This is a genomic window from Pandoraea oxalativorans (assembly GCF_000972785.3).
Taxonomy (GTDB): domain Bacteria; phylum Pseudomonadota; class Gammaproteobacteria; order Burkholderiales; family Burkholderiaceae; genus Pandoraea; species Pandoraea oxalativorans.
Map to the genome: position 1 here is coordinate 4055341 of NZ_CP011253.3, position 24787 is coordinate 4080127.

The following is a 24787-nucleotide window of genomic DNA, read 5'->3' on the forward strand; positions in this document are numbered from 1 at the left end:
CCTCCCGGACAAGTGATCATGAGTGCCATTCTCGACAACGCCGCACTGCGCGGTGCATCGCCCGCCAGTGCGCTTGAGCTGACGGAACAGGCCGAAGGGTCCGCGCTGCGGACAAGTACGGCGAGCGCGGCTTCCGTGCCGCGCATCCCCGCCTTCGACGAAACCGAAATCGACCAGTTGTTTGCCGCCCCGCGTACGTCTGCACTATGGGGGGTGGGCTTCGCCGCCGCGCTGGCGTGGGCGGCCTTCGGCGCGCTCACACTGCGCTGGCCGAACAAGGTCGTCGGCTTCTCCGACTGGGCCTTCACCGACGAGTTGGGTGTGTTTGCGCTGGCGGTGGCCGCCTTGCTTGCCGTGCTGTCCGTCGCTGGCCGTGCAACACCGCCGCTGCTGCGCCTGCGTGAAGCCCTGAGCGGCGCGGGACCGTGGCTCGTAGCCATTGCGGTGGCGCTCTCCGCCTGGGAAATCCTCACTGCGAAGACAGGCTCGCTGCCCACGCCGTTCTTCGCGCCGCCGCAAGCGCTCATCGAGGTCTACACGGAAGACTGGCGACGTCTCGGCGACAGCGCCGCGAACACGCTCAAGCTGCTGGGACTGGGCTTCGGCTTCGGTGCGATCGCGGGCTTTCTGATCGGCGTCTCGATCGGTTGGTCGCGCGCCATTGGCTACTGGGTGCATCCGGTGCTTCGCGTGCTCGGCCCCGTGCCCGCCACGGCACTGTTACCGCTCACGTTCTACTTCTTCCCGTCGAGCTACTCGGCGGCGGCCTTTCTCATCGCGTTGTCGACGGCGTTTCCCGTGGCCGTGCTTACGTGGTCGGGTGTCGCAGGCGTCAACAAGAGCTACTACGACGTGGCCCGCACGCTGGGCGCGTCCGAAGCGTTTCTGGTGCTGCGCGTGGCGATTCCCGCCGCACTCCCGAATGTCTTCGTCGGCCTGTTCATGGGACTGGGCGCGTCGTTCTCGGTGCTGGTAACAGCCGAAATGATGGGCGTGAAGTCCGGTCTCGGCTGGTATCTCACGTGGGCGCAAGGCTGGGCGTCTTACGTGAATATGTACGCCGCGCTGATCGTCATGGCCCTGCTCTTCTCGGGCGTCATCACGCTGCTCTTCACCGTGCGCGACCGCGCACTCGCCTGGCAGAAAGGAACCGTCAAATGGTAAGCGTCGCCGCTTCTTCTCCAACGTCTTCCCCTGCGTTCGCAGGTGCGGATGCCGCTTTGACATCGCCGTCGATTCACGACGGCGCACACTCAGCCAACGACACCGGCGCACAGATCGACATTCAAGGCGTGAGTCACTGGTTCGGCTCGCGTCAGTCGCCCTTGCAAGTGCTCGACGGCGTCGATCTGAAAGTCGCGCCCGGTGAATTCGTTGCGCTACTCGGCCCGAGCGGATGCGGCAAGTCCACTTTGCTGCGTCTTGTCGCCGGTCTGGAGACCGCTACGCGCGGCACCATCACGCAGGACGGCACCGCCATCACACGCCCCGATCCGTCGCGCATCGTGGTGTTTCAGGACCCGACGCTCTACCCCTGGCGAACTGTGCGCGACAACGTCGCACTCGGTCTGCAAGCGCGCGGCGTGCTCGGGAAGGAGCGTCATCGTGTCGATGCGGCGCTCGCGCGCGTGGGCCTCTCCGAGTTCGCCGACGCCTTTCCGCACCAACTCTCGGGTGGCATGGCGCAACGGGTCGCGCTTGCCCGTGCGCTCGTGAACGACCCGCGCCTGCTCGTGCTCGACGAACCGCTCGGCAAGCTCGACTCGCTCACGCGGCTGGCGATGCAAAGCGAACTGGTCGAGTTGTGGCAGCGCGCAGGGTTCTCAGCGCTGCTCGTCACGCACGACGTGGAGGAGGCGCTGTTCCTCGCGCAACGCGTGATCGTGTTCAGCCCGCGCCCGGCAAAGATCGTGGCAGAGCTGCACGTGGACCTGCCCTATCCGCGTCATCGCGGCGACGCCCGCATCACCGAACTGCGCCACGAAGCGCTCCGACATCTGGGGCTCGATGCAAGCTGGTAATTCCGAACTGCGTGCTGTCGTTCGCTGCATTGCAATGTCGTTGATCCTTCCGATGTCATCCCGCCCGCTGTTGCCGAATCCGTCGTCGATTCCGTCATCGGACCGCCCCCATGAGGTGTGCGTCCGATGACCTCGCCACCCTCCCATCTCTGGCTCAATGCGCTGCTGCAGGCCTTGCAGTTCGTGCAGTCGACGTGGCTCGGCGCGCTCTATGCGCTCGGCATCACCGACGATTCGCACGGCGCACCCGCGTGGCCGTGGGCGCTGCGCATCGCGGGGGAGAACCTCGTCATCGACGTGGCGCTCGCCCGGCAGTTCGCGTGGATGCTCGCGGCAATCGCATTCGCCATCGTCTGCGTGCTGCTGGCCGTGTGCTGGCGACGCGCGTGGCGTTGGCTAACGGCGGCGGCCATCGGTGCACTCATCCTCGCGCCGTGGCCATCGCCCCGGTTGTGGCTGACGGCCGCCGTGCCGACCAGCTTTCATACGAGTCCGACGGGCTTCACGGTGGACAGCATCGCGCGCGGCGCACGCGTCTACTCGGCGCAATGCGCCGCCTGTCATGGCGTGGATGGACGCGGCGAGGGGCCGCGCGCCGCTACGCTCAGGCGCTGGCCGCCCACGATGGCGAGTGCGCTGCTGAGCCGTCGCGCCGACGGGGAACTCTTCTGGCACGTGCTGTACGGCATGCGCGACGACCAGGGCGTCACCATGCCCGGTTTCGTCGGCCGCCTGAGCGACCGCGAAGTGTGGGCCGCCCTCGATTACATGCGCGTGCTGTCCGCGTCCGCAGGCATGGCCGCCGGGGGGAGCTGGCCCGTGCCGATTGCGCTGCCGTCGATGGTAGTGAGATGCGCGGGCCGTCCCGACCGTGCACTGAGTGCATGGCGCGGCCATCAGCGCGTTCGCGTAGTGGCGGTCGACGCTGCGCATCCGCCACCGTTCGAAGACCCACGATTCCTCACGCTGCTGGTCCGGCGCGGCGACGCGCAGGCAACGGGACCGGCGGCCGCATCCGTGCGCAAGGTGGCTACCGCAGCCACAGCGACGACTCAGCGCACACCCGGTGAGGTCACGCCGCTGTTCGGCACCCGTGCGGACTGTGTCGCCGATGCCCCCGAGGCCTGGCAGGTCTTCGCGCAGATCGCGGGAGCTCCGGCGTCCGGTCTGGCGGGCACCGAGTGGCTGGCGGATCGCGACGGCTGGTTGCGCGCGCTCGCCCCGGCAGGACGTCGCGGCTGGGCAGACGGCGGTCTGATGTGCACGACGTCGATCTCACTGCAAGACGGCGACAAATCGTCGGCACGCGACCCGCTCACCGCCACGCTGCGCGAGATGGATGGCGACCCGGTGCGCTTCGTCAAAGGCGGCTTCGTGCATTGACGCGCATTGACGCCCATCTGTGCGCACCGCCAATCCCTCAACCTCAAGACCCTTCCGATCCACCACAGGCTTTCATCATGACGATTTCCCGACGCCGTTTCCTGCAGTACGTCACGACTTCCAGCGCTGCCGGCGCGCTGACCACGCTCACCCTGCCCGGCACTTCGTTCGCTCAATCGGGACGTCCTGTCCTCAAGGCGGGTGACCAGAAGGGCGGCCTGCGCGCGCTGCTCGAAGCGGCCGACGAACTGAAGCAGTTACCGTACGACATCCAGTGGACGGAATTCCCCGCCGCCGCGCCGCTGGCCGAAGCGCTCAACGCCGGTGCCGTCGACTGCGGGCCGATCGGCGACGCCCCGGTGATCTTCGCGCTGTCCGCCGGCGCGGCCATCAAGATCATCGGCGCCAATCGCTCGGACGCTTTCGGCACCGCCGTGCTCGTGCGCCCCGACGCGACGCTGCGCACCGCCGCCGACCTCAAGGGCAAGAACATCGGCACGACGCGCGGCTCCATCGGGCACTTCGTCACGCTCAAGGCGATCACGGCGGCAGGGCTTGCGCCGGGCGACGTCAATTTCCGCTTCCTTCCGCCCGCCGATACGATCACCGCATTGGCGAGTGGCTCGGTCGACGCCTGGGCCACGTGGGAGCCTTATACGGCAGTGGCGGAGACGACCGGGCGTGCACGGGTGCTGGTGAACGGGCGGGGGTTGTGGTCGGGGCTGAGCTATCTCGCCGCCACGGACGCCGCCATCGCCGCCAAACAGGAAGTGCTGCGCGACTTCCTTGCCCGGGTGGTGCGTGCGCAAGTCTGGTCGTATCAGCATGTGGACGCGTACTCGGCCGCGATGGCGCGCATCATCGGCATTCCGGCCGAAGCGGCGAAGCTCCAGTTCTCGCGGCGCGCCACGAAATGGCGCAATATCGACGACGCACTCGTTGCCGAACAGCAACGCACCGCAGACTTCTACGCGCAGGTCGGATTGCTACGTCAGCCGCTCGACGTCCGCCCGACCTTCGACCGGCGCTTCTCCGGCAAGGTGTGACTGTGCGCAACGCTTAAGCGGATGGGCGCAGGGCAGACCGATCGCCAACTGGCACGGTAGAAATCACGCCAACTGTCTATGGCGCCAGGCGAGGCGCGCCCCGACACTCTGACGATTCCCCGTCAGTCAGATTGCCCGTCTGCTCGCCCCTCACCGGGGATCGGTCATCGGGTAAAAGGTTCGCCATGATCGTCAGCACCGCGCTCTCCGCCCATCTTCTGGTCGCCTTCACGGCGTACTTCGTCAACGCCGCGAGTCCCGGTCCCAGCAATCTCGCGATCATGTCCATTGCCGCCAACCACGGCCGCCGTCCCGCGCTCACGTTCGCACTGGGCGTCATGTCCGGCTCGTTGTTCTGGGCGACGGTCGCCATGCTCGGGATCTCGGCCACGCTGCTCGCCTACGCGCAGTTTCTCGTCGCGCTCAAGCTCTTCGGCGGTGCTTATCTGCTGTGGCTGGCGTTCAAGTCGGGGCGTGCAGCGCTGCGTCCGTCAAAGGCAGCGACGTTCGTGCCGACGGACGCCAACGGGGTGTTGTCCCTCAAGCGCCTCTATGTGCGCGGCACGCTGTTCCATCTCACCAATCCGAAGGCGGTGCTGGGGTGGATGTCCGTGGTCGCGTTGTCGTCGGGGCCTGACGGGCGCATGCCGGTGGCCGTCGTGCCCGGCTGCGCAATGCTCGGGCTGATGATCTTCTGCGGCTACGCGATGTTGTTCTCGACGCAAACCGCGCGGCGTGTGTACCTCGGCGTCCGCCGTTGGCTCGACGGCTGTCTGGCCGTCGTCTTCGGTGCGGCAGGGTGGCAGTTGCTGACGTCGCGGGTTTGAGCTATACCTGCGCTCATGCTTAATTTCGACGCCGACGCCCTGATGCGTCTCGTAACCACGCCCATGCCCTACGGCAAGCACAAGGGCACGATGATCGCCGACCTGCCGGGCAACTACCTCAGTTGGTTTGCCCGCGAAGGCTTTCCCTCCAATGAGATCGGCCGCCTGCTCGCGCTGATGCACGAAATCGACCACAACGCGCTCGGCGAACTGCTCAAGCCGCTGCGGGCGCAGGCGCGTCCGAAATAAGCGGGACGCGCGCCTGCGCATTGCGCGCGAGGGCGGATCGCGCCAGCGCCCCGTGAGCATCGGCGGCAGACGACGTTTGACCCATTGCGTCTGTTGCTCATGCGCGTGTGCGAGCTGCAATACAGCGAGATCCGCCTGCGCCGGACCGATGATCTGCAAACCCATCGGCAGCCCGCGCGCGTCGAACCCGACCGGCACGCTGATCGCCGGGAGTCCGGCCAGCGTCGGTCCGATCACGACCTCCATCCAGCGGTGATAGGTGTCCATCGGCTTGCCTGCGACCGAGGTCGGCCAATGCGTCTGCGCGTCGAACGGGAAGACTTGCGCCGATGGCAGCAGCAGGAAATCGTAACGCTCGAACAGACGCGCCAGCGAGCGATACCACTCGCTGCGGTCGATGGAGGCACGGAATACGTCGGTCGCACGCAGTGACGCGCCGCCTTCGACCTCCCATTGCGCTTCGGGCTTGAGCTTCTCGCGACGCGCCGGATCGGCGTACATCTCGCCGAGCGAGCCGTTCACCATCCAGTGACGCAGCGTGAGCCACGTCTGCCAGAGCCGGTCAGGCGCAAAGTCGGGCGCGCACGCCTCGACGTCGCACCCGATCGCGCCGAAGTCCTTCAGCGATGCCTCGCACAGCGCCATCACACCGTCTTCCATCGGCAGATAGCCGCCGTAGTCACCGAGCCAGCCGAGCTTCATTCCCTTGACATCGCGCTGCAAGGCACCGGCGAAGCGGGACGCACCGTTCGCAATCGACAGCGGGCTGCGTTTGTCGTAACCGGACTGGGTGTCGAGAAGTTGCGCGACGTCGGCGACCGTGCGTCCCATCGGTCCTTCGGTGCTCATTTGCTGCACGAAGACCTCCGGTGCAGGACCGTACGGCACACGGCCTTGCGACGGCCGGAATCCGTAGACGTTACCGAACGCCGCCGGGTTGCGCAGCGAGCCCATGAAGTCGCTTCCGTCGGCCACCGGCAACAGGCGCAGCGCCAGTGCGCTGCCCGCGCCGCCGCTACTGCCACCGGCAATACGCGTGGGGTCGTAGGCGTTGACCGTGGTGCCGAAAACGGGGTTGTAGCTGTGCGAGCCGAGTCCGAACTCGGAGACGTTCGTCTTGCCGATGAAAATGGCCCCGGCCGCCCGGATGCGCGACACGCTGATGCTGTCCTGCGTGTCCGGGGCGTCGGATGTCAACGGCGAACCCTTGCGCGTGGGCAATCCGGCGCACGACGCGATGTCCTTCACCGCGTGCGGCATGCCGTGCATCCAGCCGAGCGATTCGCCGCTTGCCAGTTGACGGTCACGTACGTCGGCTTCGGCCAGCAACGTCTGCGCGTCGCGCAGCGACACGATGGCGTTGACCTCGGGGTTGTACTGCGCGATGTGCGCAAGATACGCCTGCATCACCTCGCGGCAGGACACGCGACGACGGTGAATGGCGTCGGACAGTGCCAGCGCGTCGAGTGCGACGATGTCGTTCAGGTTCGGCACGGCGGCCATGTCTCTCTCCTCGCTATGGGTGGTATCGACGTCATGCGGTGCGACGTCTCAATCGGATGCGTCATTGTCGGCCAATCCCGGCCCGATACCGAAGCGAAGAAATTATTTCATATATTCGCTATCGGGAATCGCGCATCCACAGTGACGTTGCGAGGCAAAAAAAACGCGGCCCGACGTTCATCGGGCCGCGTTGGCTTTCCTGCCAAACCACAATCGAATCAGTGCGTCAGCGGATCGAGACCGGTGGATTCGACGTCCTTGGCCGCAGCCGGCGCCGCCATGTAGGTCAGCAGCTTCGTCGCTTGCTCCGGGTGCGGGGCATTCACCGGCACGCCACCGGCAAAACGCGTGACCGATTGCAGCGACTCGGGAATCTTGCCCGCGAAGGCAATGCCCTTGACCGGCAGCAATTCGCTCACCTGTTGCAAACCGAGCGCGTAATCGCCCGCCGCCACCTTCTCGGCCACCGGCGTCTTTTGCACCATCACCGCCTTGCCCTGCATCTGTTCGGCAATGCCCAGTTTCTTAAACAGTTCGCGCTCGACATACACGCCGCTCGCGCTGTCCGAGTACGCGACCGATTTGGCCGCCAGCAGCGCTGCCTTCAGCTTCTCCGGCGTGCTGACATCCGGCACCACGTCACCGGCTTTGACCACGACGCCGATGCGCGAGTCGGCCAGATCGACGCGCGAGTCCGCACGCACTTTACCGGCCTTGATCAGGTCGTCGAGCGCGTAGCCGACCATGATGACGACGTCGGCCGACTCGCCGCGCGCCAGCCGGTTCGGGATCGCTTCGGGCGCCTTGCCCATCGACGGCCCCCACGCCGTGTCGACGTGATCGCCACTGGCCGCTTCGAACTTCGGCAGCAGCAGCTTGTAGGCGGCCGTGAACCCGCCGGAGTTCATCACGTTCAGATTTTCTGCGCTCGCCGGTGCTGCGGCGAGCGTTGCCGTCAGGACGATGCCCGCACCCAGTGCGCTCAGCAGACGTCGCGTCGAAATGCCTTTCATGGTGTGACCTGTCTCTCGTTATTGTGAATTGGGACGGTGCGCACGCCGTGCCGCTGCGGGACTTGCGGCAATGGCGGCGTCCGGTATCCGGTGATATCAGCCTGCGGCGAGTCCGACGGGACGCTGACCGCCACGGCGGCCGCGATAGAGCGCCAGCGTCGCGCAGATGGCGCACAGCGCTGCGAAGCTCATCCAGTAGCCCGGTGCGGCCTTGTCGCCCGTCGCGTGAATCAGGTAGGTCGACAGCGCCGGTGTGAAACCGCCGAAAAGCGCCGTCGCCAGGCTATACGCGAGCGAGAAACCGGCGACGCGCACGTCCGGCGGCATGACTTCGGTCAGCGCCGGGATCATCGCGCCGTTGTACATGCCATACAGGAACGAGAGCCACAGCAGTGCGACCAGCATGCGAGTAAAGCTCGGGGCCTGCACGAGGAACGAGAGCACCGGGTAAGCCGTCAGCAGCGTGAGGCCTGCGAAGAGCAGCAACACCGGACGACGACCGATACGGTCCGAGAGCGTGCCGCCGATCGGCAGCCAGATGAAGTTCGACACGCCAACGCACAGCGTGACGAGCAGCGCGTCGGCGCTCGACAGGTGCAGCACGCTCTTGCCGAACGTCGGGGCATAGACGGTGATGAGGTAGAACGCCGTCGTGGTCAACGCCACGAGCATGGTGCCGCCAATCACGACGCCAAGGTTCGCCGCCATCGAGCGGAACACTTCGCCGACCGACGGGTGACGCTTGCGTGCCTTGAACTCGTCGCTTTCCTGAAGCGAGCGGCGCAGCACAAAGATCACCGGCACGATCATGCACCCCACGAGGAACGGCAGACGCCAGCCCCATGACGCGATCTGCTGCGCGGTGAGCGTGAGCGAGAGCGTGAAGCCGAGCGCCGCCGAGACGACGATCGCGACCTGCTGGCTGGCCGACTGCCAGCTCGTGTAGAAGCCCTTGCGGCCCGGTGTGGCGATTTCCGCGAGATACACGGACACGCCGCCGAGTTCTGCACCGGCCGAGAAGCCTTGCAGCAAGCGGCCGATCAGCACCAGCACGGGGGCGGCGAGACCGATGGTTTCGTAGCCGGGCACGAAGGCGATGAGGATCGTGCCGCTCGCCATGATGGCCAGCGTCGTGACCAGCCCTTTGCGACGACCGACGTTATCGATGTAGGCCCCCAGCACGATGGCCCCGAGCGGACGCATCAGGAAGCCTGCGCCGAAGACGGCGAAGGTCAGCATGAGCGACGCAAACTCGCTGTCCGTCGGGAAGAAGACGCGGGAAATCTGGGTGGCGTAGAAACCGAACAGGAAAAAATCGAATTGTTCGAGGAAGTTACCGGCGGTGACGCGAATGACCGCGCCGACTTTCGAGGGTTGACGCGAAACTGCGTCTTGGGGGCGCTGTGACATGCGCTGTCTCCGTGTTGCCTGCGGCCCGGGGGGTCGGGCCGAGATTAATCGTCGCACTGCGTCTCTGCCAGGGACGTGTCGAGCCGTCACGGACGCTTGATGAAGCCGCTAATGGTGCGCCGGAAGTTCCGCGCTTGTGAATTGCATTTTTTGGAAAGATTGATGCGCCCACGCTATCAATGACAGGATGCTTATGCACCTACCGAGCGGTAACACGTTACACTCTGCGCCGCACCGGTATTTGCCCGCGCCCCCGTGCCGTCAGGGGTTTCAGGGTCCGCCGTGTGCTTGTACGGCATTCATCCCCCCATGTCATGGCGATCAACTTCGATCTGAACGATCTGCAGGCCTTCCGCGCGGTCGCGCAACTCGCGAGCTTCCGTCGTGCGGCCGAGTCGATTCATCTCTCCCAACCGGCGTTGTCGCGTCGCATCGACAAGCTGGAAGACGCGCTGGGCGTCAAACTTTTCGAGCGCAGTACGCGTCGCGTGGCACTGACCAATGTCGGCCGGGCCTTCGCCCGCGATGCCGAGCGGATTCTCGACGACCTCGACAATGCGCTGCTGGGCATTCGCGACGTCGCGTCGTCGAGTCTCGGGCACGTGACGATTGCCTGCGTGCCGTCGGCCGCCTACTACTTCATGCCGCAAGTGATCTCGCGCTATCACCGGGCGTTCCCGCGCATTCGCGTTTCGGTGCTCGACGCGAGCGCCAATGAGGTGCTGGCGGCCGTGGTGAACGGCGATGCCGATTTCGGGCTGAATTTCATCGGCAGTCAGGAGCCGAACATCGAGTTCAAGCTGCTGTTGCAGGAGCGGTACGTGGCGGCGTGCCGTCGAGATCATCCGCTCGCGGGCAAGAAGCGGGTGACGTGGCGCGAGTTATACGAATACGACTACATCACCGTCGGTAAGGCGTCGGGCAACCGGCTGTTGCTCGATCAGGCGCTGACCGGCTTGCCGCAACGTCCGCCGAGTATCTGCGAGACGCAACACGTCACGACGATGATCGGGCTGGTGGAGGCGGGCCTGGGGGTCGCGGCGGTGCCGACGATGGCGATGCCGGGCGGCGGTCATCCGTTGCTCACGAGTGTGCCGCTGGTTGACCCCGTGGTCACGCGCCGTATGGGGATGATTCGCAGCAAGGCGCGTCCGCTCTCACCGGCAGCGGCACAGCTGTACCGCTTCGTGGCGGAGATGAAGGTGGCGTCGCGACGTCGCGCGGGCGGAACGGATACTGCCGACGTCGACGGCGCTGAGAATGCGCATAGCGTCGATGCGTCGTGATTGCACGCACCGAAACACTTTGTTACCCGTCTTACGAGAAGCGAAACATTGGGGAGACGGCGGCGCGGCCGGGTCTCTTTATACTTGCGTCGCGTTAATCCGAATTCTCATCAAGACTCATGTTCAAGCGAATTTTTCCGATTGTGGCGATGGCCACGCTGGCTGCAACGACTTCTCTGACGGCGAGCGCCAGCGATATGAACAACGCCCTCGGCGGTGCGCTGGGCGGCGTGGCAGGCGCGGCCGTGGGCGGCGCGCTGGGTGGCAGCACCGGTGCGGTGGTGGGCGGCGCGGTCGGCGGTGGTGCTGGCGGCGCAATCACCTCTAACCGTCGTGAGCGCACGGGCGCCATCCTCGGCGGTGCGCTGGGTGGTGGCGCGGGCACGGCCGCGGGCAATGCCATGGGCGGACGCTCGGGCGGCCTGATCGGTGCGGCCGTCGGCGGCGGTGCCGGTGCGGCGCTCGGCGGCAACATGTCCCGCTCCAGCTCGTACGACGATGGTCACTATCGCGGCAAGCGTCGCGGTCATCACAAGCATCACCATTGATGCTGGCGCTCGGGCGTGTCTGATCTCAGACCGCCCGAACCTCAAGGCGCTTTCCTAGTACCGCGAACGCGGACTCCACGGCATCGAGTCGCGATGCATATCCGAGCTTCAAAAGGCGATCCACTTGCACCTGATTCACGTGCATGCGTCTCGCTAGCTCGGCCTTGCGCACATTCTGGGCGATCATCTCGTTGGCAAGCAGGACTTTGATCGACGCCATGATCGGCAGCGTAATCGTTTCCTGCCCCCGCTTCGGACGCGTCGGCCATGGAATCGGTGTCTTCTGCGCGAAGTAGAACTCCAACGCTGCCTCAAGCGCTTCGAGCGCCTGTTCACGCGCGTCCTCTTCGTTCTCACCGACCGTAATCGCTTCAGGCACGTCAGGGAACGTCACCAACAACGTGCCGTTGGTATCTCGCTTAAGCGTGATGGGATAGGTCAACATGGTGCACCTCGAATGTTTGCTTGGCCCTCAGGGTGTTTGCCGGACTCATTTCAGCCCCAACTGCTTCTTGATAACTTCCACGAGACCCTGCCCCATTTCCTTCGCACCATGATCGGGAAAGACCGTGGAACGTCCATTGAGCGTCACACGAAAATGGCTGGAACCGGCTCGATGCTGCTCAAAAGCGGCCCCCTGCCGACGGAGCCACCTTCTGAACTCGCTGTACTTCATAAATCACCCGCAATGGACTTGAATAATACAACAGATTTGTTGCAATTTTTTTCGTAAAAAAAGCAACACATTTGTTGTAAATCCGTAGAGCGCCGCTCCTGCGCACCGGGACAGGCTGGTGACATCATCCCGGACCGTCGGCTGCTGGGGGGCGCGATCATCGTTTTATCGGAATGGCCCTACGGAAACGAAAAAAGCCGCAGCGGGTCGCTGCGGCTTATTCCATTGATGCGGGTGTTTGCGGTGTTAGCGACCGCCCGGCTCCGGCAAGTATGGGCCGATGCCCGTGGGGTAGCTGCCCGGGATCAGCATCGACCGGTCCAGACGGTCGACGGTCGTGCGGCCCGTCAGCGCCATCGTCACGTCCATCTCCTTCGCAATTACCTCCAGCGCCCGGCGCACACCGGCCTCCCCCATCGCGCCCAGACCATACAGGAACGGACGCCCGATCAACGTGCCCTTCGCGCCCAGCGCCATCGCCTTGATCACGTCCTGCCCCGAACGGATACCCCCGTCGAGCCAGACTTCCGTGTCGCGCCCCACTTCAGCGACGATGTCCGGCAGCGCGCGGATCGACGAGATCGCGCCATCCAGTTGTCGTCCGCCGTGATTGCTCACCACAATGGCATCCGCCCCGGTGTCGCGTGCTGCGCGCGCATCCTCCGTATCGAGCACGCCCTTGAGCACCAGTTTGCCGCCCCAGCGCTTCTTGATCCACTCGACGTCGTCCCACGACAGGCGCGGATCGAACTGCGCCGCCGACCATGCGGCCAGCGAGCCGATGTCGTCCACTCCCTTGGCGTGCCCGACGATATTGCCGAACGTCCGACGCCGCGTGCCCAGCATGCCCCTGCACCAGCGCGGCTTGGTCATCATGTTGGCGATGTTCGGCAGCGTGAGTTTCGGCGGTGCCGACAGCCCGTTCTTGATGTCCTTGTGACGCTGACCGCTGATCTGCAGATCCATCGTCACCATCAGCGCCGAACATCCGGCCGCTTTCGCCCGGTCGATCAGACGCTCGATGAAGTCGCGATCGCGCATGACATACAGCTGAAACCAGAACGGCGCTTTCGTGTGCGCTGCCACGTCCTCGATGGAGCAGATCGACACGGTCGATAGCGTGAACGGCACCCCGAAGGCTTCCGCCGCCCGCGCGGCAAGAATCTCCCCGTCCGCATGCTGCATGCCGGTCATGCCCGTAGGCGCGAGCGCAACCGGCATGGCCACCGGCTGGCCGAGCATCGTCGTGCGCGTGCTGCGATGCTCGATGTTGACCGCCACCCGCTGACGGAAACCGATGCCACCGAAATCGTCGGTGTTGGCCCGATACGTGGACTCGGTCCACGAGCCGGAATCGACATACTCGTAAAACATGCGCGGTACGCGCCGTTGCGCGAGAACCCGCAAGTCCTCGATGGTGGTGATCACTGCCATGCTGCGTCTCTTCTTTTAAGAATTCTCTCTCGTACTTCGAGAATAGTTAATATGTTCTAGATTCTTTATTTCTGCTTCACGAGGTCGACAAGCGACTGCGTGTTCTTGATTGTCTTTAAGACGATGTTCGATTGAATCGACATAACGGCCGGCGCGCGGTACAGCTCATTGACGATAAAGTCGGAGTAATGCGCGAGGTTGCGCGCTCTTACCGTCAAGATGTAATTTGCCGATCCGGTGACGATGCGAGCGGTGACCACTTCGGGCCAGTTCTGCACAGCCGCCAGAAACTTTTCGTGCCACTGATCGACGTCCGGACGCAGCGTGATTTGCACTAGCGCTTCGAACTCCAGCCCGATATGCTGTGCGTCCACGATGCAGCGGTATCCGGAAATCACTCCCCGATCCTCCAGCAATTTCACCCGGCGCAGGCATGCCGACGGCGACAGACCGACAGCGTCCGCCAGTTCCTGGTTGGAGATGCGGCCATTGAGTTCGAGATGGCGGAGGATGCGCAGATCGGCAAGGTCGAGGTTCATCGGCAGAATCCATCAAGTTTCCCGAGATTCTGGCAGATCCTTCGATTTACCGCCAGTTGCTTGATAGAAATAGCAAGCAAATTCAATTTTTGCGTTGATATGATAGCCCTCGCCCCCGCGCCGGGAAGGGTGAGACATTTCCGTCGGGTGCTTTCAGATATTGCAGTCGTCGTGCCGAGAAGAATCCGCTGCTTCCTATATCGGAAGGAACGGCGGATCGTTTTTAAAGAGCATTCATAAAACGTCTACAAGGCGTCACCAGGAGACCCATGAAGTCTGCAATTCCGGCCAGTCTGGCCATTCTCTCGGCCGCTTGCGGCCTCGCCTTCAGCACCACTGCCGCCGCACAAAGCTCGGGCAACGTCACCTTGTACGGGATCGTCGACCAGAGCGTGCGCTATCAGACCAACGCGAACGCCAATAACGACGCGCTGTGGCAAGTCGCCAACGGTGCCGTGACCAACAGCCGCTTCGGCTTCAAGGGCACGGAAGACCTCGGCGGCGGCATGAAGGCCATCTTCCAGTTGGAGTCGGGTATCAACCCGCAAAACGGCACGCTCGCCAACGGTCCGCGTCTGTTCGACCGCTATGCGTTCGTCGGCCTGCAGAACCAGTACGGCACGATCAAGATCGGGCGTCAGGCCACCGAGGCGTTCAACGTCTACGGCGACTTCGATCCGCTCACCATCGGCAACTACGCGAACAACTCGTGGATGTACAACATCACGCGCGGTCGTGTGGACAACGCCGTGAGTTACGCCGGCACGTTCGGCGGTCTGTCGGTCGGCGCGACCTACGGCTTCGGCAACACTGCGGGCACGATGGCCGCCAGCAACTACTGGGGTGCTCGCGCCGCCTATGCGATGGGTCCGTTCAAGATCGCCGGTGTGTATCAGCAAGCGCGCGACGCCGCCAAGCGTGTGCAGCAGATGTGGGGCCTCGGCGGTATTTACAGCGTCTCCATCGCCAAGGTCTTCGTGGGCTACATTGGCGGACGCGATCGCAGCGGCTGGCTCGACGGCACACTCAACGATCCGGCGCACACGGTCACGACGGGCAACCTGAACGACAACCCGCGCAAGGACACGACGTTCTACCTCGGCACGACCATCCAGGCCATGCCGAACCTCGCGATCACGGGCGCCGCATACTTCAACGACATCAAGAACATCAACGCGCAGGCGGGCGATGCCGGTTCGGGTCGTCGCTATACGTACGTGCTGCTCGCCGAGTACGCGCTGTCCAAGCGCACGCAACTCTACGGCACCGTCGATTACAACAAGGTCAGCGGCGCAGCACGCGTCGAACTGCCGGGTAACTCGACGCAAGTCGGTGTAGGCACGGGTATCCGCCACATCTTCTAAGTGGCAGGCGCGAGCGTCGTTCTGTTTTGATGGGCTCGCGCCCTCCGCCCCCCCTCCCCGCAGCACGCTTCAACTTCTGTAGTGAAAGGTGTGTCATGACGCGTACTCCCCAGCCCCTTCGTCTTCAACGTCGCCTTCGTCATCTTCGTCCGGCAAGCGCGACTTCTCGCATATCACTCGTCGCGAACAAGGCTTGCGACGCTCCCTTACCGCCAGCCAGATGGCCATGATCGCCATTGGCGGCGCCATCGGCACCGGACTCTTTCTCGGCAGCGGTTTTGCCATCGGCTTCGCCGGGCCGAGCGTGCTGATCTCCTATGCCATCGGGGCGCTCATCGCGCTCATGCTCATGGGATGCCTTGCCGAGATGACCGTCGCGCATCCGACGTCGGGCTCGTTCGGCGCGTACGCGGAGCATTACATCGGGCCGTGGGCGGGCTTTCTCGTGCGTTATGCCTACTGGTCGTGCATTGTGCTGGCCGTGGGCACCGAGGTCAGCGCCATCGCCGTCTACATGAAGTACTGGTTCCCGCAGGTGCCTGGCTGGTACTGGGTCGCCGGTTTCTCCGCCGCGCTCGTGCTCGTGAACGCCATGTCGGTGAATCTGTTCGGCGCGATCGAATACGGCTTCTCGCTCATCAAGATCACGGCCATCGTCGCCTTCATTCTGATCGGCGCTTACGTGGTGTTCGTTGCACCGGGCTCCGTAGCCGACGGCGCGCATTCGCCAGCCGGGTTCGCGAACTACACCGCGCACGGCGGCTTCTTCCCGAAGGGGCTCTGGGGCATGTGGGTAGCCGTCATCATTTCGATCTTCAGCTACCTGTCCATCGAGATGATCGCCGTGGCCGCCGGTGAAGCCGAGCACCCCGAGCGCGCCGTCACGCGCGCCTTCCGCTCGACGGTCGTGCGCCTCGTGCTGTTCTATCTGCTCACGCTCGCGCTGATGCTCGCCATCGTGCCGTGGACCGCCGCCGGGCAGGACGAAAGCCCCTTCGTGAAGGTCATGCAGGCCATCAACATTCCGGGCGCAGCAGGCGTGATCAACTTCGTGGTGCTGATCGCAGCGCTCTCGTCGATGAACAGCCAGCTCTACATCACGACCCGCATGATGTTCTCGCTCTCGCGCGCGGGTTACGCCCCCGCCCGCTTCGGCGAAGTGAACAAGCGCGGCGTGCCGCTGGCCGCCCTGCTGCTCTCGACGGTCGGCATTGCGCTCGCGACGCTCGTGAACTTCCTGTACCCCGAGTCGTCGTTCACGTTCATGATGGCGATCTCGATGTTCGGGGCAATGCTCACGTGGATGATGATCTTCGTCACGCACTTCTTCTTCCGTCGCGCATGGCGACGCGAGCGCCACCCGCCGCTGGCGTTTCGCATGTGGGGCTTTCCGTGGCTCACGCTGCTGGGGGCCGCACTCATGGCCGCCATCATGCTCACGACGCTCCTGACCGGCGTGTTCCGCATGACGATGATCTTCGGGGTGCCTTTCGTGGCCGCCGTACTGCTGATCTACTTCCTGTGGTATCGCAAGCGCGACGGGGCGCCGCAGGCGCGCACGGCGACGCAATCGTAGGCGTTCGCCGCACGCGGAGATAAAAAGAGACGGGGCATCCATGGATGCCCCGTCTCTTTTCAACTCACACACCGCTTCACGCATCGGCGCGTGTGGCGTCGCTCAGACCCTCACGACTTCGCGGCCGCCTTGCGCTGGCGTACCGTGCGCTCCAGCAGGTAACGCGTCTGCTCCAGCACGGCTTCGCGCACCATCCGGTTGCGCTCCGGGTTCGGCTCCGTGCCCCATCCCATCGAACTGTCGACGGAACGGCGCATCACGCGAAACGCCATCCCGAGCGTGCTGATGCACACGGCGCGCACTCGCATGGCTTCGTCGTCGGGTGCTACGCCCGCCAGGCGCGTCACGATGCCCGCGCCTACCGACGCCAGACGGCTCGAAAAGCGGTCGTGAAACACCTTGAATCCCGCTTCCGGCCCGAGACCCGCCTGCTCGCGCGCCATGAACATGTTCCAGCCCTCGATTTCCGGCACTTCTTCCATGAAGCCCGCCTTGCGATTCTGTAGCTCACAGAAGGCGTCGATGAGCTGCTTGTCTGTAGCGTCGGGATCGGCCATCACCCGCTCGGCCGACTCGATTGCCTCGCCCATCTGCCCGAGCACCAGCCCCAGGATGTACTCGACGCAAGCCTTGTACACCCCTTCCTTGTTGTCGAAGTAGTACTGAAGCGCGGGCGCATTCACGCCCGCCTCGTTCGCGATGTCGCGCGTGGACGCCCCGGCAAAACCGAACTCGCCGAAACACTTGATCGCCGCGAGGATAATGCGCGCACGCGTTTCCTCGCCGCGCTGATAGCCGGTATCGACCGCATGCCGCGGGCGCGTGGCTGTGCTCTGCATGCGCACGCGCCCGGCACGTGATGTCCCTGTCATGACTCTCCTTGCTTCCCAAAACTTTCGTCAAAAATATAACACTTGACATAAATCGATCAACTGGAATAATTCTGCCAATTGGAATAATTTGGTGAATTTCCCATGAATACCGCAACACAGGCCAAACCGTCGGAACCGGTGCACACGATGGAGCGTCCCGCAGATGCCCCCGCCGCCAAGGCGGTGGACAGCGCAGGAAAGCCCGGCCAGACGAAGACCCCGCCCCATCCACGTCGTAAGAAACTGCTGCTGGGCGCGCTTGCGCTGGGGGTCGTTGCGGGTCTGGGCTGGGGCGTGCACTGGTGGCTGGTGGGGCGCTTCATCGAATCTACCGACGACGCCTATCTGCAGGCCGACAGCATGACCGTCGCGCCGAAGGTCGGCGGCTACGTCACCGAAGTGTTGGTGCGCGACAACGAAACGGTGACGGTCGGACAACCGCTGGTACGGTTGGATGGGCGTCAGTATCAGGCCGCTTACGACGAAGCGACGGCGACCGTCGTGGCGCGTGAGGCGGACGTCGCCCGCGCGCAGGCCGAGCTTTCGCAACACGCTGCGACCATTGCGCAAGCCCGCGCCGAACTCGATAGTGCAAAGGCGAACGCCGCATACTCAGCCGGTCAGGTCAAGCGTTACGCCCCGCTCGTGGCGACCGGTGCGGAGACAGACGAACGTCTGGCCGAACTGCGCAACACCAGCACCCGCGCCGACGCCTCGCTCAAGAGCAACGAAGCCAGCCTTCAGTCGACCGAGCGTCAAACCGATACGCTGAGCGCTGCGCTGGCGCAGGCCAAGGCTCAACTGGCCGTCGCGCAGGCCAGCGCGCGCAAGGCCGAACTCGATCTCGCCGATACCGTGGTCAAGAGCACACTGGCCGGACGCGTCGGCGACCGTGCCGTGCGCGTGGGCCAGTTCGCGCAGCCCGGCACCCGTCTGTTGACGGTGGTCCCGGTGCAGAACGTCTATCTGACGGCGAACTTCAAGGAAACGCAGGTCGGTCATATGCGCCCCGGCCAGCCCGTGACGATTCACGTCGACGCGCTGCCCGGCGAGCCGATCCACGGCGTGGTCGACTCCGTCTCCCCGGGCACCGGCTCGCAGTTCGCGCTGCTGCCCGCGCAGAACGCGACGGGTAACTTCACGAAGATCGTGCAGCGCGTGCCGGTAGGCATCCGCCTCGACGCGCCGGAATCGTTGCGCGCCGTGCTGCTGCCGGGGTTGTCCGTGACGGCAGATGTCGACACACACGCCACGACCCAAAAGACTGCGGCCACCCCGACCAAGGTGTCGCTCAGCGCGCCGCTCGGTTCGGGCGTCGGCCCCGCGACGGGCCTGCCGTCGAACGCCAGTACGGCACCGGCCAACGGGGTCCAACGTGGCTGACACCGGTGCCGCTGGCGTTGCCAGCGCAGCCGCCAGACCGGCCAACGCGAGCGCGTCGGACTGGATCGCCGTCGCCGCCGGCGCGCTCGGCGCACTGCTCGCCACGCTCGACATCTCGATTACCAACTCGGCACTGCCGCAGATTCAGGGGCAGATCGGCGCATCGGGCACCGAAGGCACGTGGATTTCCACAGGCTATCTGATGTCCGAAATCGTCATGATTCCGCTCGCCGCGTGGCTGACACGCGTGCTTGGGCTGCGACGCTTTCTGATGCTCAACGCCGTCTTCTTCACGCTGTTCTCGATGATGTGCGGCGCGTCGAGCAGCCTGACCGAGATGGTGGTCGGCCGAATCGGCCAGGGCTTCGCAGGCGGCGCGATGATTCCGACCGCACAAATGATCATCCGTACGCGTCTGCCCCGGCATCAAATGGGTGTCGGCATGGCGATGTTCGGCCTGATCGTGTTGCTCGGCCCGCTACTCGGCCCGGTGGTGGGCGGCTGGCTCACCGAGAATGCGAACTGGCGTTGGTGCTTCTTCCTGAACCTGCCGCTCTCCGCCGCCATCGTGACGTTGCTGGGCCTCGGCCTCAAGCGCGAACCGACCAACTTGCAGGCGTTCCTCAAAGCGGACTGGCTGGGCATCGTGGGTCTGACCATCGGACTGAGCACGCTCACCGTCGTGCTCGAAGAGGGACAACGCGAGCGCTGGTTCGATTCGCACATGATCATCTGGCTTTCGGTGTTTTCGGTCATCGGCATCGGCATGATGCTCGTGGCGCAGTTCACCGCCGAGAAGCCCATCGTCAAACTCGCGCTGCTGGGCAACAAGAATTACGCGAGCGTGATCTACATCGTGTTCACCGTCGGCGCGGGGCTTTATGGCGTGTCGTACCTGTTGCCGCAGTTTCTCGCCACGATTGCGGGCTACAACGCGCAGCAGTCCGGGAACATCATGCTGCTCTCTGGGCTGCCCGCGTTCCTGATGATGCCGTTCTTGCCGCGCCTGATCAGTCGCGTGGATATCCGTTTGCTGGTGATTCTCGGGCTGCTCTGCTTCTTCGCGAGCTGCATGCTCGACATCGATCTGACGGCGCAAAGCGTGGGGCACGATTTCACGTTGTCCCAGTTGCTGCGCGGCGTCGGGCAGATGCTCGCGATGATGCCGCTCAATCAGGCGTCGATGGCCGCCGTGGATGCGCAGGACGCCGGCGACGCCGCGGGGCTCTACAACATGGCGCGCAACCTCGGCGGCTCGGTCGGCCTCGCGCTGCTGGGCACCCTGATCGACGTCGCACGGACTATCACGACGCCGTACTACGCGAGTCGCTCACCGCCAATAATCCGATGGGACAGGAACATCTCGCGGCCAATGCGGCGGGCTTTTTTGCGCAGACGGGCGACATGGTTCACGCGCAATTGCAGGCGAGCGCGCAACTCGCGGCCGAGATCGCCAGACAGGCCAGCGTCATCACGTTTTCCGAGACTTTTTACGCATTGGGGATTGCGCTGCTGCTCTGCGTGCCGCTCGCCCTGATGCTCAAGCAACCGGCCGGTTTCAGCGCCGGCGGGCATTGAACGATCATGACTTTTCATCTCAGAACGCTGGCCGTGGCGGCCACCTTTCTCGTCGCAGGCTGTACCGTCGGCCCCGACTATCGCGGCGCCCCCGACGTGGCTGGCGACGCGCTGCGCACCGGTGCGACATTCTCTCACGCGGGCGAAGGCGTCGAAGCGCACGCGCCCGGCGTCGCCCGCTGGTGGACAGCCCTCGACGATCCGCAACTCACCGCACTGATCGACGACGCCATCGCCCATAGCCCCGATATCCGCGCAGCACAGGCGAAGGTGCGTCAGTCGCGCGCCAGTCTGCGCAGTCATCAGGCAGACTTGCTGCCCAAGGCCACCGTGGATGCCGCCATGCTGCGTACACGCTCGCCCGATCTCGGCATGCTGACCGGCAACGGCAGCGGTGGCGGACGAGGACCGCTCGACCTATACGTCGCCGGTTTCGACGCCAGTTGGGAAATCGATCTGTTCGGCGGCACGCGTCGCGCGGTGGAAGCCGCAAGCGCCGATGCCGACGCCGCGTCGGAAGACCTCGCCGACGCGCACGTGCAGCTAGCGGCGGAAGTCGCGCAGAACTACGTCGCGCTACGCGATCAGCAGGCCAGCCTTGCGCTGGTGCGCGACTCGGCCCAACTCGAAGGCGAGATGCTTGAGCTCACGCGTCAGCGTCGTGCAGGCGGTGTCGCTTCGGAGTTGGACGTCGAACGACTCTTCACACAGGTGGAGCAGACGCAATCGCGCGTGCTGCCGCTGGAAGCCGACGTCATCGAATCGCTCGATCAACTCGCACTCCTGACGGGACGCGCACCGGGTTCGTTGGACGACACACTCAAGTCGCCCAAGGCGTTGCCCACCGTTCCCGCGAAGGTGGCCATCGGCGATCCGTCGGCGTTGTTGCAGGCGCGTCCCGACATTCGTGCGGCCGAGCGGCGTCTGGCCTCACAGAACGCGCAGATCGGCGTGCAGACCGCCAACTGGTTTCCGAAGCTCTCGATCATGGGCGAACTCGGATATTCCGCGTTCGATCCGGGACATCTCGTGCGCAAGGACAACTTCAGTTGGATGACACTGCCGCGCCTGCAATGGAACGTGCTCGACTTCGGACGCGTGCAAGCGGGCGTGGACGGTGCAAAGGCGGGGCGCGATCAGGCGCAGGCCAAGTATGAAAGCGCGGTGCTCACGGCCCTGCGCGACGCAGACGTCGCGCTCGCGCGCTACGGTCATCAGCGGGAGAACGTCTACCGTTTGCGCAGTGTGGAAGCATCGGCCACGCGTGCGGCAACGCTCACGCGCCGGCGTTACCGCGCGGGTACGGCAAGCACGCTCGACTGGCTCGACGCAGAACGCACGCGTTTTTCTGCCGAGCAGGACCGGATTGCGGGCGACGCACAACTGCTCAAGTCGTTCGTGACGTTGCACAAGGCGCTGGGACTGGGTTGGCAGGTGGGACAGACGACGAGCTGATCGCAGTGGCGGTGACGGCATTCGCGAGCGGGATGCCGTCACGCTCACGCCGATCAATGGATGGCGTCAATGGACTGCGGTAAACGAAAAACGCTCCAGAAGCTTTCGCCTCTGGAGCGTTTTTGCCAACTGAGTTGGCGCGGCTGGCAGGATTCGAACCCACGACCCCTTGGTTCGTAGCCAAGTACTCTATCCAACTGAGCTACAGCCGCACTTACTGCACGAGATACCGATCAGACGATCCTGCTGCTGTCGGCGTGCCTTTCATCGATATTCACCGGTGCATGACACTCGGTGCATCAACGGAAGGACTCTCCCGAAAAACTAAGGGTCTCCCCGTGAGGAGACCCTCTAAATAGATGGCGCGGCTGGCAGGATTCGAACCCACGACCCCTTGGTTCGTAGCCAAGTACTCTATCCAACTGAGCTACAGCCGCGCTGTGAGAACAGAATTATGTAAGAAACCAATCTGCCACGCAAGTGTTTTTTGCAATTCTTTTGTCATATCCCCGGTTTTCTCGCCGCATCGGGCAATTCATGCGGGATTAGCGCGGAATCCCCCTCACTGGCAAGCCTTTGCCGCTAGAACAATTACTCCACGCAAACCCGCATCAAATCAGGGCTTTCCATGTGCTCGCCCCGGAGACGGCACGGTATGCTACGGCTTTTTGCAACGCATCGAATGGCGCACCTGCTGCGCACGCGAGGCAGAATCGGGCAAGGAGACGCCCCGCTCGCACCCCCACACGACATGCGATGAAACGATGCATCGGTCGCCCTGTACTTTTTCACTGGTACTTCCCCCGGCGCACCGGATGCGATAAAAACCAGTCCAAGGAGGCGCTCATGGATAAAGTCTGGCTCAAAAGCTATCCGCCCGGCGTGCCGGCCGAGATCGACGTCAACACGTATCGTTCGCTCAACGATGTGTTCCTGCAAAGCTGCCAGAAGTTCGCGAATCGTCCGTCGTTCACCAATCTCGGTGTCACGCTGACGTTTGCCGACCTCGAGCGCAAGTCGCGCGACTTCGCCGCATATCTGCAAAGCCTGCCGGGATTGCAACGCGGTTCGCGCGTGGCCATCATGTCGCCGAACCTGCTCCAGTATCCGGTGGCCGTGTTCGGCATCCTGCGCGCGGGCATGGTCGTCGTGAACGTCAACCCGCTCTATACGGCGGGTGAACTGGAACATCAATTAAAGGACGCGGATTGCGGCGCGATCCTCGTCATCGAGAACTTCGCCGCCACGCTGCAAAAGGCGTTGCCGAATACGCCGGTCAAGCACGTCATTACCACCGCCATCGGCGATATGGTGCCCGCGCCGAAGCGCTGGATCGTGAACTACGTCGTGCGTCACGTGAAGAAGATGGTGCCCGAGTGGAACATTCCTCACGCAGTGCCCTTTCGCACCGCCATGGCACAAGGCGCACGCGCCAAGTTGGAGGAAGCGCAGCTCGGTCACGACGACATCGCCTTCCTTCAGTACACCGGCGGCACGACCGGCGTGGCCAAGGGCGCGATGCTCACGCACTACAACATGATCGCCAACATGTTGCAGGCGCGCGCGTGGATCGGCTCCGGTCTCGAAGAAGGCAAGGAGATCATCGTCACGGCGCTGCCGCTTTATCACATCTTCTGTCTGACGGCGAACTGTCTGGTGTTCCTCCAGCTCGGCGCACTCAACCTGCTCATCACCAACCCGCGCGACATGCCCGGCTTCGTGAAGGAATTGGGCAAGTGGAAGTTCACGTTCATGACGGGCGTGAATACGCTGTTCAACGGTTTGCTCAACACGCCGGGCTTCGATCAGCTCGACTTCACCGCGCTCAAGTGTGCATTGGGCGGCGGCGCGGCCGTGCAGCGCGCGGTGGCCGAGCGCTGGCAGAAGGTCACGGGGCACCCGCTGATCGAGGCGTATGGGCTAACGGAGACGTCGCCTGCGGTGTGTATCAACCCGCTCGGCAGCGAGTTCAACGGCTCCATCGGTCTGCCGATTTCGTCGACCGAAGTCAGCATTCGCAACGACGCCAACGAAGCACTGGGCTTCGGCCAGGAAGGCGAGATCTGTGTGCGTGGCCCGCAAGTCATGAAGGGCTACTGGCATCGCCCCGACGAGACGACCAAGACCATTACGCCGGACGGCTGGCTGCGCACCGGCGACATCGGCACGATCGACGAACAAGGCTTCGTGCGCATTACCGATCGCAAGAAGGACATGATCATCGTGTCGGGCTTCAACGTCTATCCGAACGAAGTGGAGAGCGTGCTCGCAATGTGCCCGGGCGTGCTGGAATCGGCAGTCGTAGGCGTGCCGAGCCAGCGGACCGGTGAGGCGGTCAAGGCGGTGATCGTCAAGAAGTCGCAGGATCTGTCGGAAAAGGCCATCATCGACTTCTGCCGTCAGCATCTGACGAACTACAAGGTGCCGCACGTCATCGAGTTCCGCACCGAGTTGCCGAAGACGCCCGTCGGCAAGGTGCTGCGTCGCGAGTTGCGTTGAGACGGTTTCATTGCGGCACTGCCGCATTGAGGCATTTACGCTGTGACGTTATGCACGACGAAACAACGCAGCGTAAACAAGAACGGCCGGAGATTCTCCGGCCGTTCTTGTTTGAACATCGAGAG

20 protein-coding genes, 2 tRNA genes and 2 pseudogenes are annotated in these 24787 nt (G+C 64.0%); 14 read left to right on the top strand and 10 right to left on the bottom strand.

What is annotated here, in order from left to right; all coding sequences use genetic code 11:
• Positions 1–18 precede the first annotated feature (18 nt).
• From MB84_RS17805 to MB84_RS29100, 6 genes are all read left to right on the top strand, one after another.
• Entirely contained in the window at positions 19–1164 is a 1146-nt protein-coding gene (locus MB84_RS17805; RefSeq protein ID WP_211279317.1) for an ABC transporter permease, read from the top strand.
• On the top strand, positions 1158–2021 hold the full coding sequence (locus MB84_RS17810; protein ID WP_084009850.1) for an ABC transporter ATP-binding protein: 864 nt from the start codon (positions 1158–1160) through the stop codon (positions 2019–2021). Before MB84_RS17805 ends, MB84_RS17810 begins: the two co-directional genes overlap by 7 nt.
• 126 nt (positions 2022–2147) lie before the next feature.
• A complete protein-coding gene (locus MB84_RS17815) occupies positions 2148–3404 on the top strand; it encodes a c-type cytochrome (RefSeq protein ID WP_046292727.1) in 1257 nt (418 codons plus the stop codon).
• Between the two features lie 77 nt (positions 3405–3481).
• Positions 3482–4450: an ABC transporter substrate-binding protein gene (locus MB84_RS17820; protein ID WP_046292728.1), complete on the top strand. Its 969-nt coding sequence runs from the start codon at positions 3482–3484 to the stop codon at positions 4448–4450.
• 185 nt (positions 4451–4635) lie between these two features.
• On the top strand, positions 4636–5277 hold the full coding sequence (locus MB84_RS29095) for a LysE family translocator (RefSeq protein ID WP_084009851.1): 642 nt from the start codon (positions 4636–4638) through the stop codon (positions 5275–5277).
• 15 nt (positions 5278–5292) lie between these two features.
• Positions 5293–5526, top strand: a complete 234-nt coding sequence (locus tag MB84_RS29100) for a DUF3820 family protein (RefSeq protein WP_084010060.1) — start codon at positions 5293–5295, stop codon at positions 5524–5526.
• A 114-nt stretch (positions 5527–5640) separates the two neighbouring features.
• Here the strand turns inward: MB84_RS29100 and MB84_RS17830 are convergent.
• The 3 genes and pseudogenes from MB84_RS17830 to tcuC form a co-directional block, all read right to left on the bottom strand.
• A pseudogene (locus MB84_RS17830) lies at positions 5641–7029 on the bottom strand (amidase); the annotation flags it as partial.
• Positions 7030–7247: 218 nt separating this feature from the next.
• Positions 7248–8042: a substrate-binding domain-containing protein gene (locus MB84_RS17835; RefSeq protein ID WP_046292730.1), complete on the bottom strand. Its 795-nt coding sequence runs from the start codon at positions 8040–8042 to the stop codon at positions 7248–7250.
• Positions 8043–8138: 96 nt separating this feature from the next.
• Positions 8139–9452 (bottom strand): MFS transporter, encoded by a 1314-nt coding sequence (tcuC, locus tag MB84_RS17840; protein ID WP_046292731.1) that lies wholly within the window; start codon positions 9450–9452, stop codon positions 8139–8141.
• A gap of 314 nt (positions 9453–9766) precedes the next feature.
• Here tcuC and MB84_RS17845 point away from each other — a divergent pair, with 314 nt between their 5' ends.
• Both MB84_RS17845 and MB84_RS17850 read left to right on the top strand, forming a co-directional pair.
• Positions 9767–10738, top strand: a complete 972-nt coding sequence (locus MB84_RS17845; protein ID WP_046292732.1) for a LysR family transcriptional regulator — start codon at positions 9767–9769, stop codon at positions 10736–10738.
• Between the two features lie 119 nt (positions 10739–10857).
• A complete protein-coding gene (locus tag MB84_RS17850) occupies positions 10858–11286 on the top strand; it encodes a hypothetical protein (RefSeq protein ID WP_046292733.1) in 429 nt (142 codons plus the stop codon).
• Between the two features lie 25 nt (positions 11287–11311).
• Here the strand turns inward: MB84_RS17850 and MB84_RS17855 are convergent, their stop codons facing one another.
• The 4 genes from MB84_RS17855 to MB84_RS17870 all read right to left on the bottom strand — a co-directional run bounded on the left by MB84_RS17855 (position 11312) and on the right by MB84_RS17870 (position 13935).
• Positions 11312–11731 (bottom strand): type II toxin-antitoxin system HicB family antitoxin, encoded by a 420-nt coding sequence (locus MB84_RS17855; RefSeq protein WP_046292734.1) that lies wholly within the window; start codon positions 11729–11731, stop codon positions 11312–11314.
• 45 nt (positions 11732–11776) lie between these two features.
• A complete protein-coding gene (locus tag MB84_RS17860; RefSeq protein ID WP_046292735.1) occupies positions 11777–11962 on the bottom strand; it encodes a type II toxin-antitoxin system HicA family toxin in 186 nt (61 codons plus the stop codon).
• A gap of 246 nt (positions 11963–12208) precedes the next feature.
• Positions 12209–13396 carry an alpha-hydroxy acid oxidase gene (locus MB84_RS17865; protein WP_046292736.1) on the bottom strand — a complete coding sequence of 396 codons (1188 nt, stop codon included), beginning with the start codon at positions 13394–13396 and terminating at the stop codon, positions 12209–12211.
• Between the two features lie 65 nt (positions 13397–13461).
• On the bottom strand, positions 13462–13935 hold the full coding sequence (locus MB84_RS17870; protein ID WP_039396747.1) for an Lrp/AsnC family transcriptional regulator: 474 nt from the start codon (positions 13933–13935) through the stop codon (positions 13462–13464).
• A gap of 269 nt (positions 13936–14204) precedes the next feature.
• Between MB84_RS17870 and MB84_RS17875 the strand changes: the two genes are divergently transcribed.
• Together MB84_RS17875 and MB84_RS17880 are read left to right on the top strand one after the other, a co-directional pair.
• Complete coding sequence (locus MB84_RS17875) at positions 14205–15299, top strand: porin (protein ID WP_046292737.1); 1095 nt, start codon at positions 14205–14207, stop codon at positions 15297–15299.
• A 193-nt stretch (positions 15300–15492) separates the two neighbouring features.
• A complete protein-coding gene (locus MB84_RS17880; protein ID WP_425415868.1) occupies positions 15493–16875 on the top strand; it encodes an amino acid permease in 1383 nt (460 codons plus the stop codon).
• 110 nt (positions 16876–16985) lie between these two features.
• Here the strand turns inward: MB84_RS17880 and MB84_RS17885 are convergent, their stop codons facing one another.
• Complete coding sequence (locus MB84_RS17885) at positions 16986–17747, bottom strand: CerR family C-terminal domain-containing protein (RefSeq protein ID WP_245725398.1); 762 nt, start codon at positions 17745–17747, stop codon at positions 16986–16988.
• Between the two features lie 147 nt (positions 17748–17894).
• On the opposite strand from MB84_RS17885, the gene MB84_RS17890 reads away from it, so the two are divergent.
• The 3 genes and pseudogenes from MB84_RS17890 (at position 17895) to MB84_RS17900 (ending at position 22163) form a co-directional block, all read left to right on the top strand.
• On the top strand, positions 17895–19130 hold the full coding sequence (locus tag MB84_RS17890; protein WP_425415916.1) for an HlyD family secretion protein: 1236 nt from the start codon (positions 17895–17897) through the stop codon (positions 19128–19130).
• Positions 19123–20708, top strand: a pseudogene (locus tag MB84_RS17895) (MDR family MFS transporter). Before MB84_RS17890 ends, MB84_RS17895 begins: the two are co-directional and overlap by 8 nt.
• Before the next feature lie 6 nt (positions 20709–20714).
• On the top strand, positions 20715–22163 hold the full coding sequence (locus MB84_RS17900; protein ID WP_046292739.1) for an efflux transporter outer membrane subunit: 1449 nt from the start codon (positions 20715–20717) through the stop codon (positions 22161–22163).
• Between the two features lie 135 nt (positions 22164–22298).
• Here the strand turns inward: MB84_RS17900 and MB84_RS17905 are convergent.
• A tRNA-Arg gene (locus tag MB84_RS17905) sits at positions 22299–22375 on the bottom strand.
• 148 nt (positions 22376–22523) lie between these two features.
• A tRNA-Arg gene (locus MB84_RS17910) sits at positions 22524–22600 on the bottom strand.
• A gap of 409 nt (positions 22601–23009) precedes the next feature.
• Between MB84_RS17910 and MB84_RS17915 the strand changes: the two genes are divergently transcribed.
• Complete coding sequence (locus MB84_RS17915; RefSeq protein ID WP_046292740.1) at positions 23010–24662, top strand: AMP-binding protein; 1653 nt, start codon at positions 23010–23012, stop codon at positions 24660–24662.
• Positions 24663–24787 lie beyond the last annotated feature (125 nt).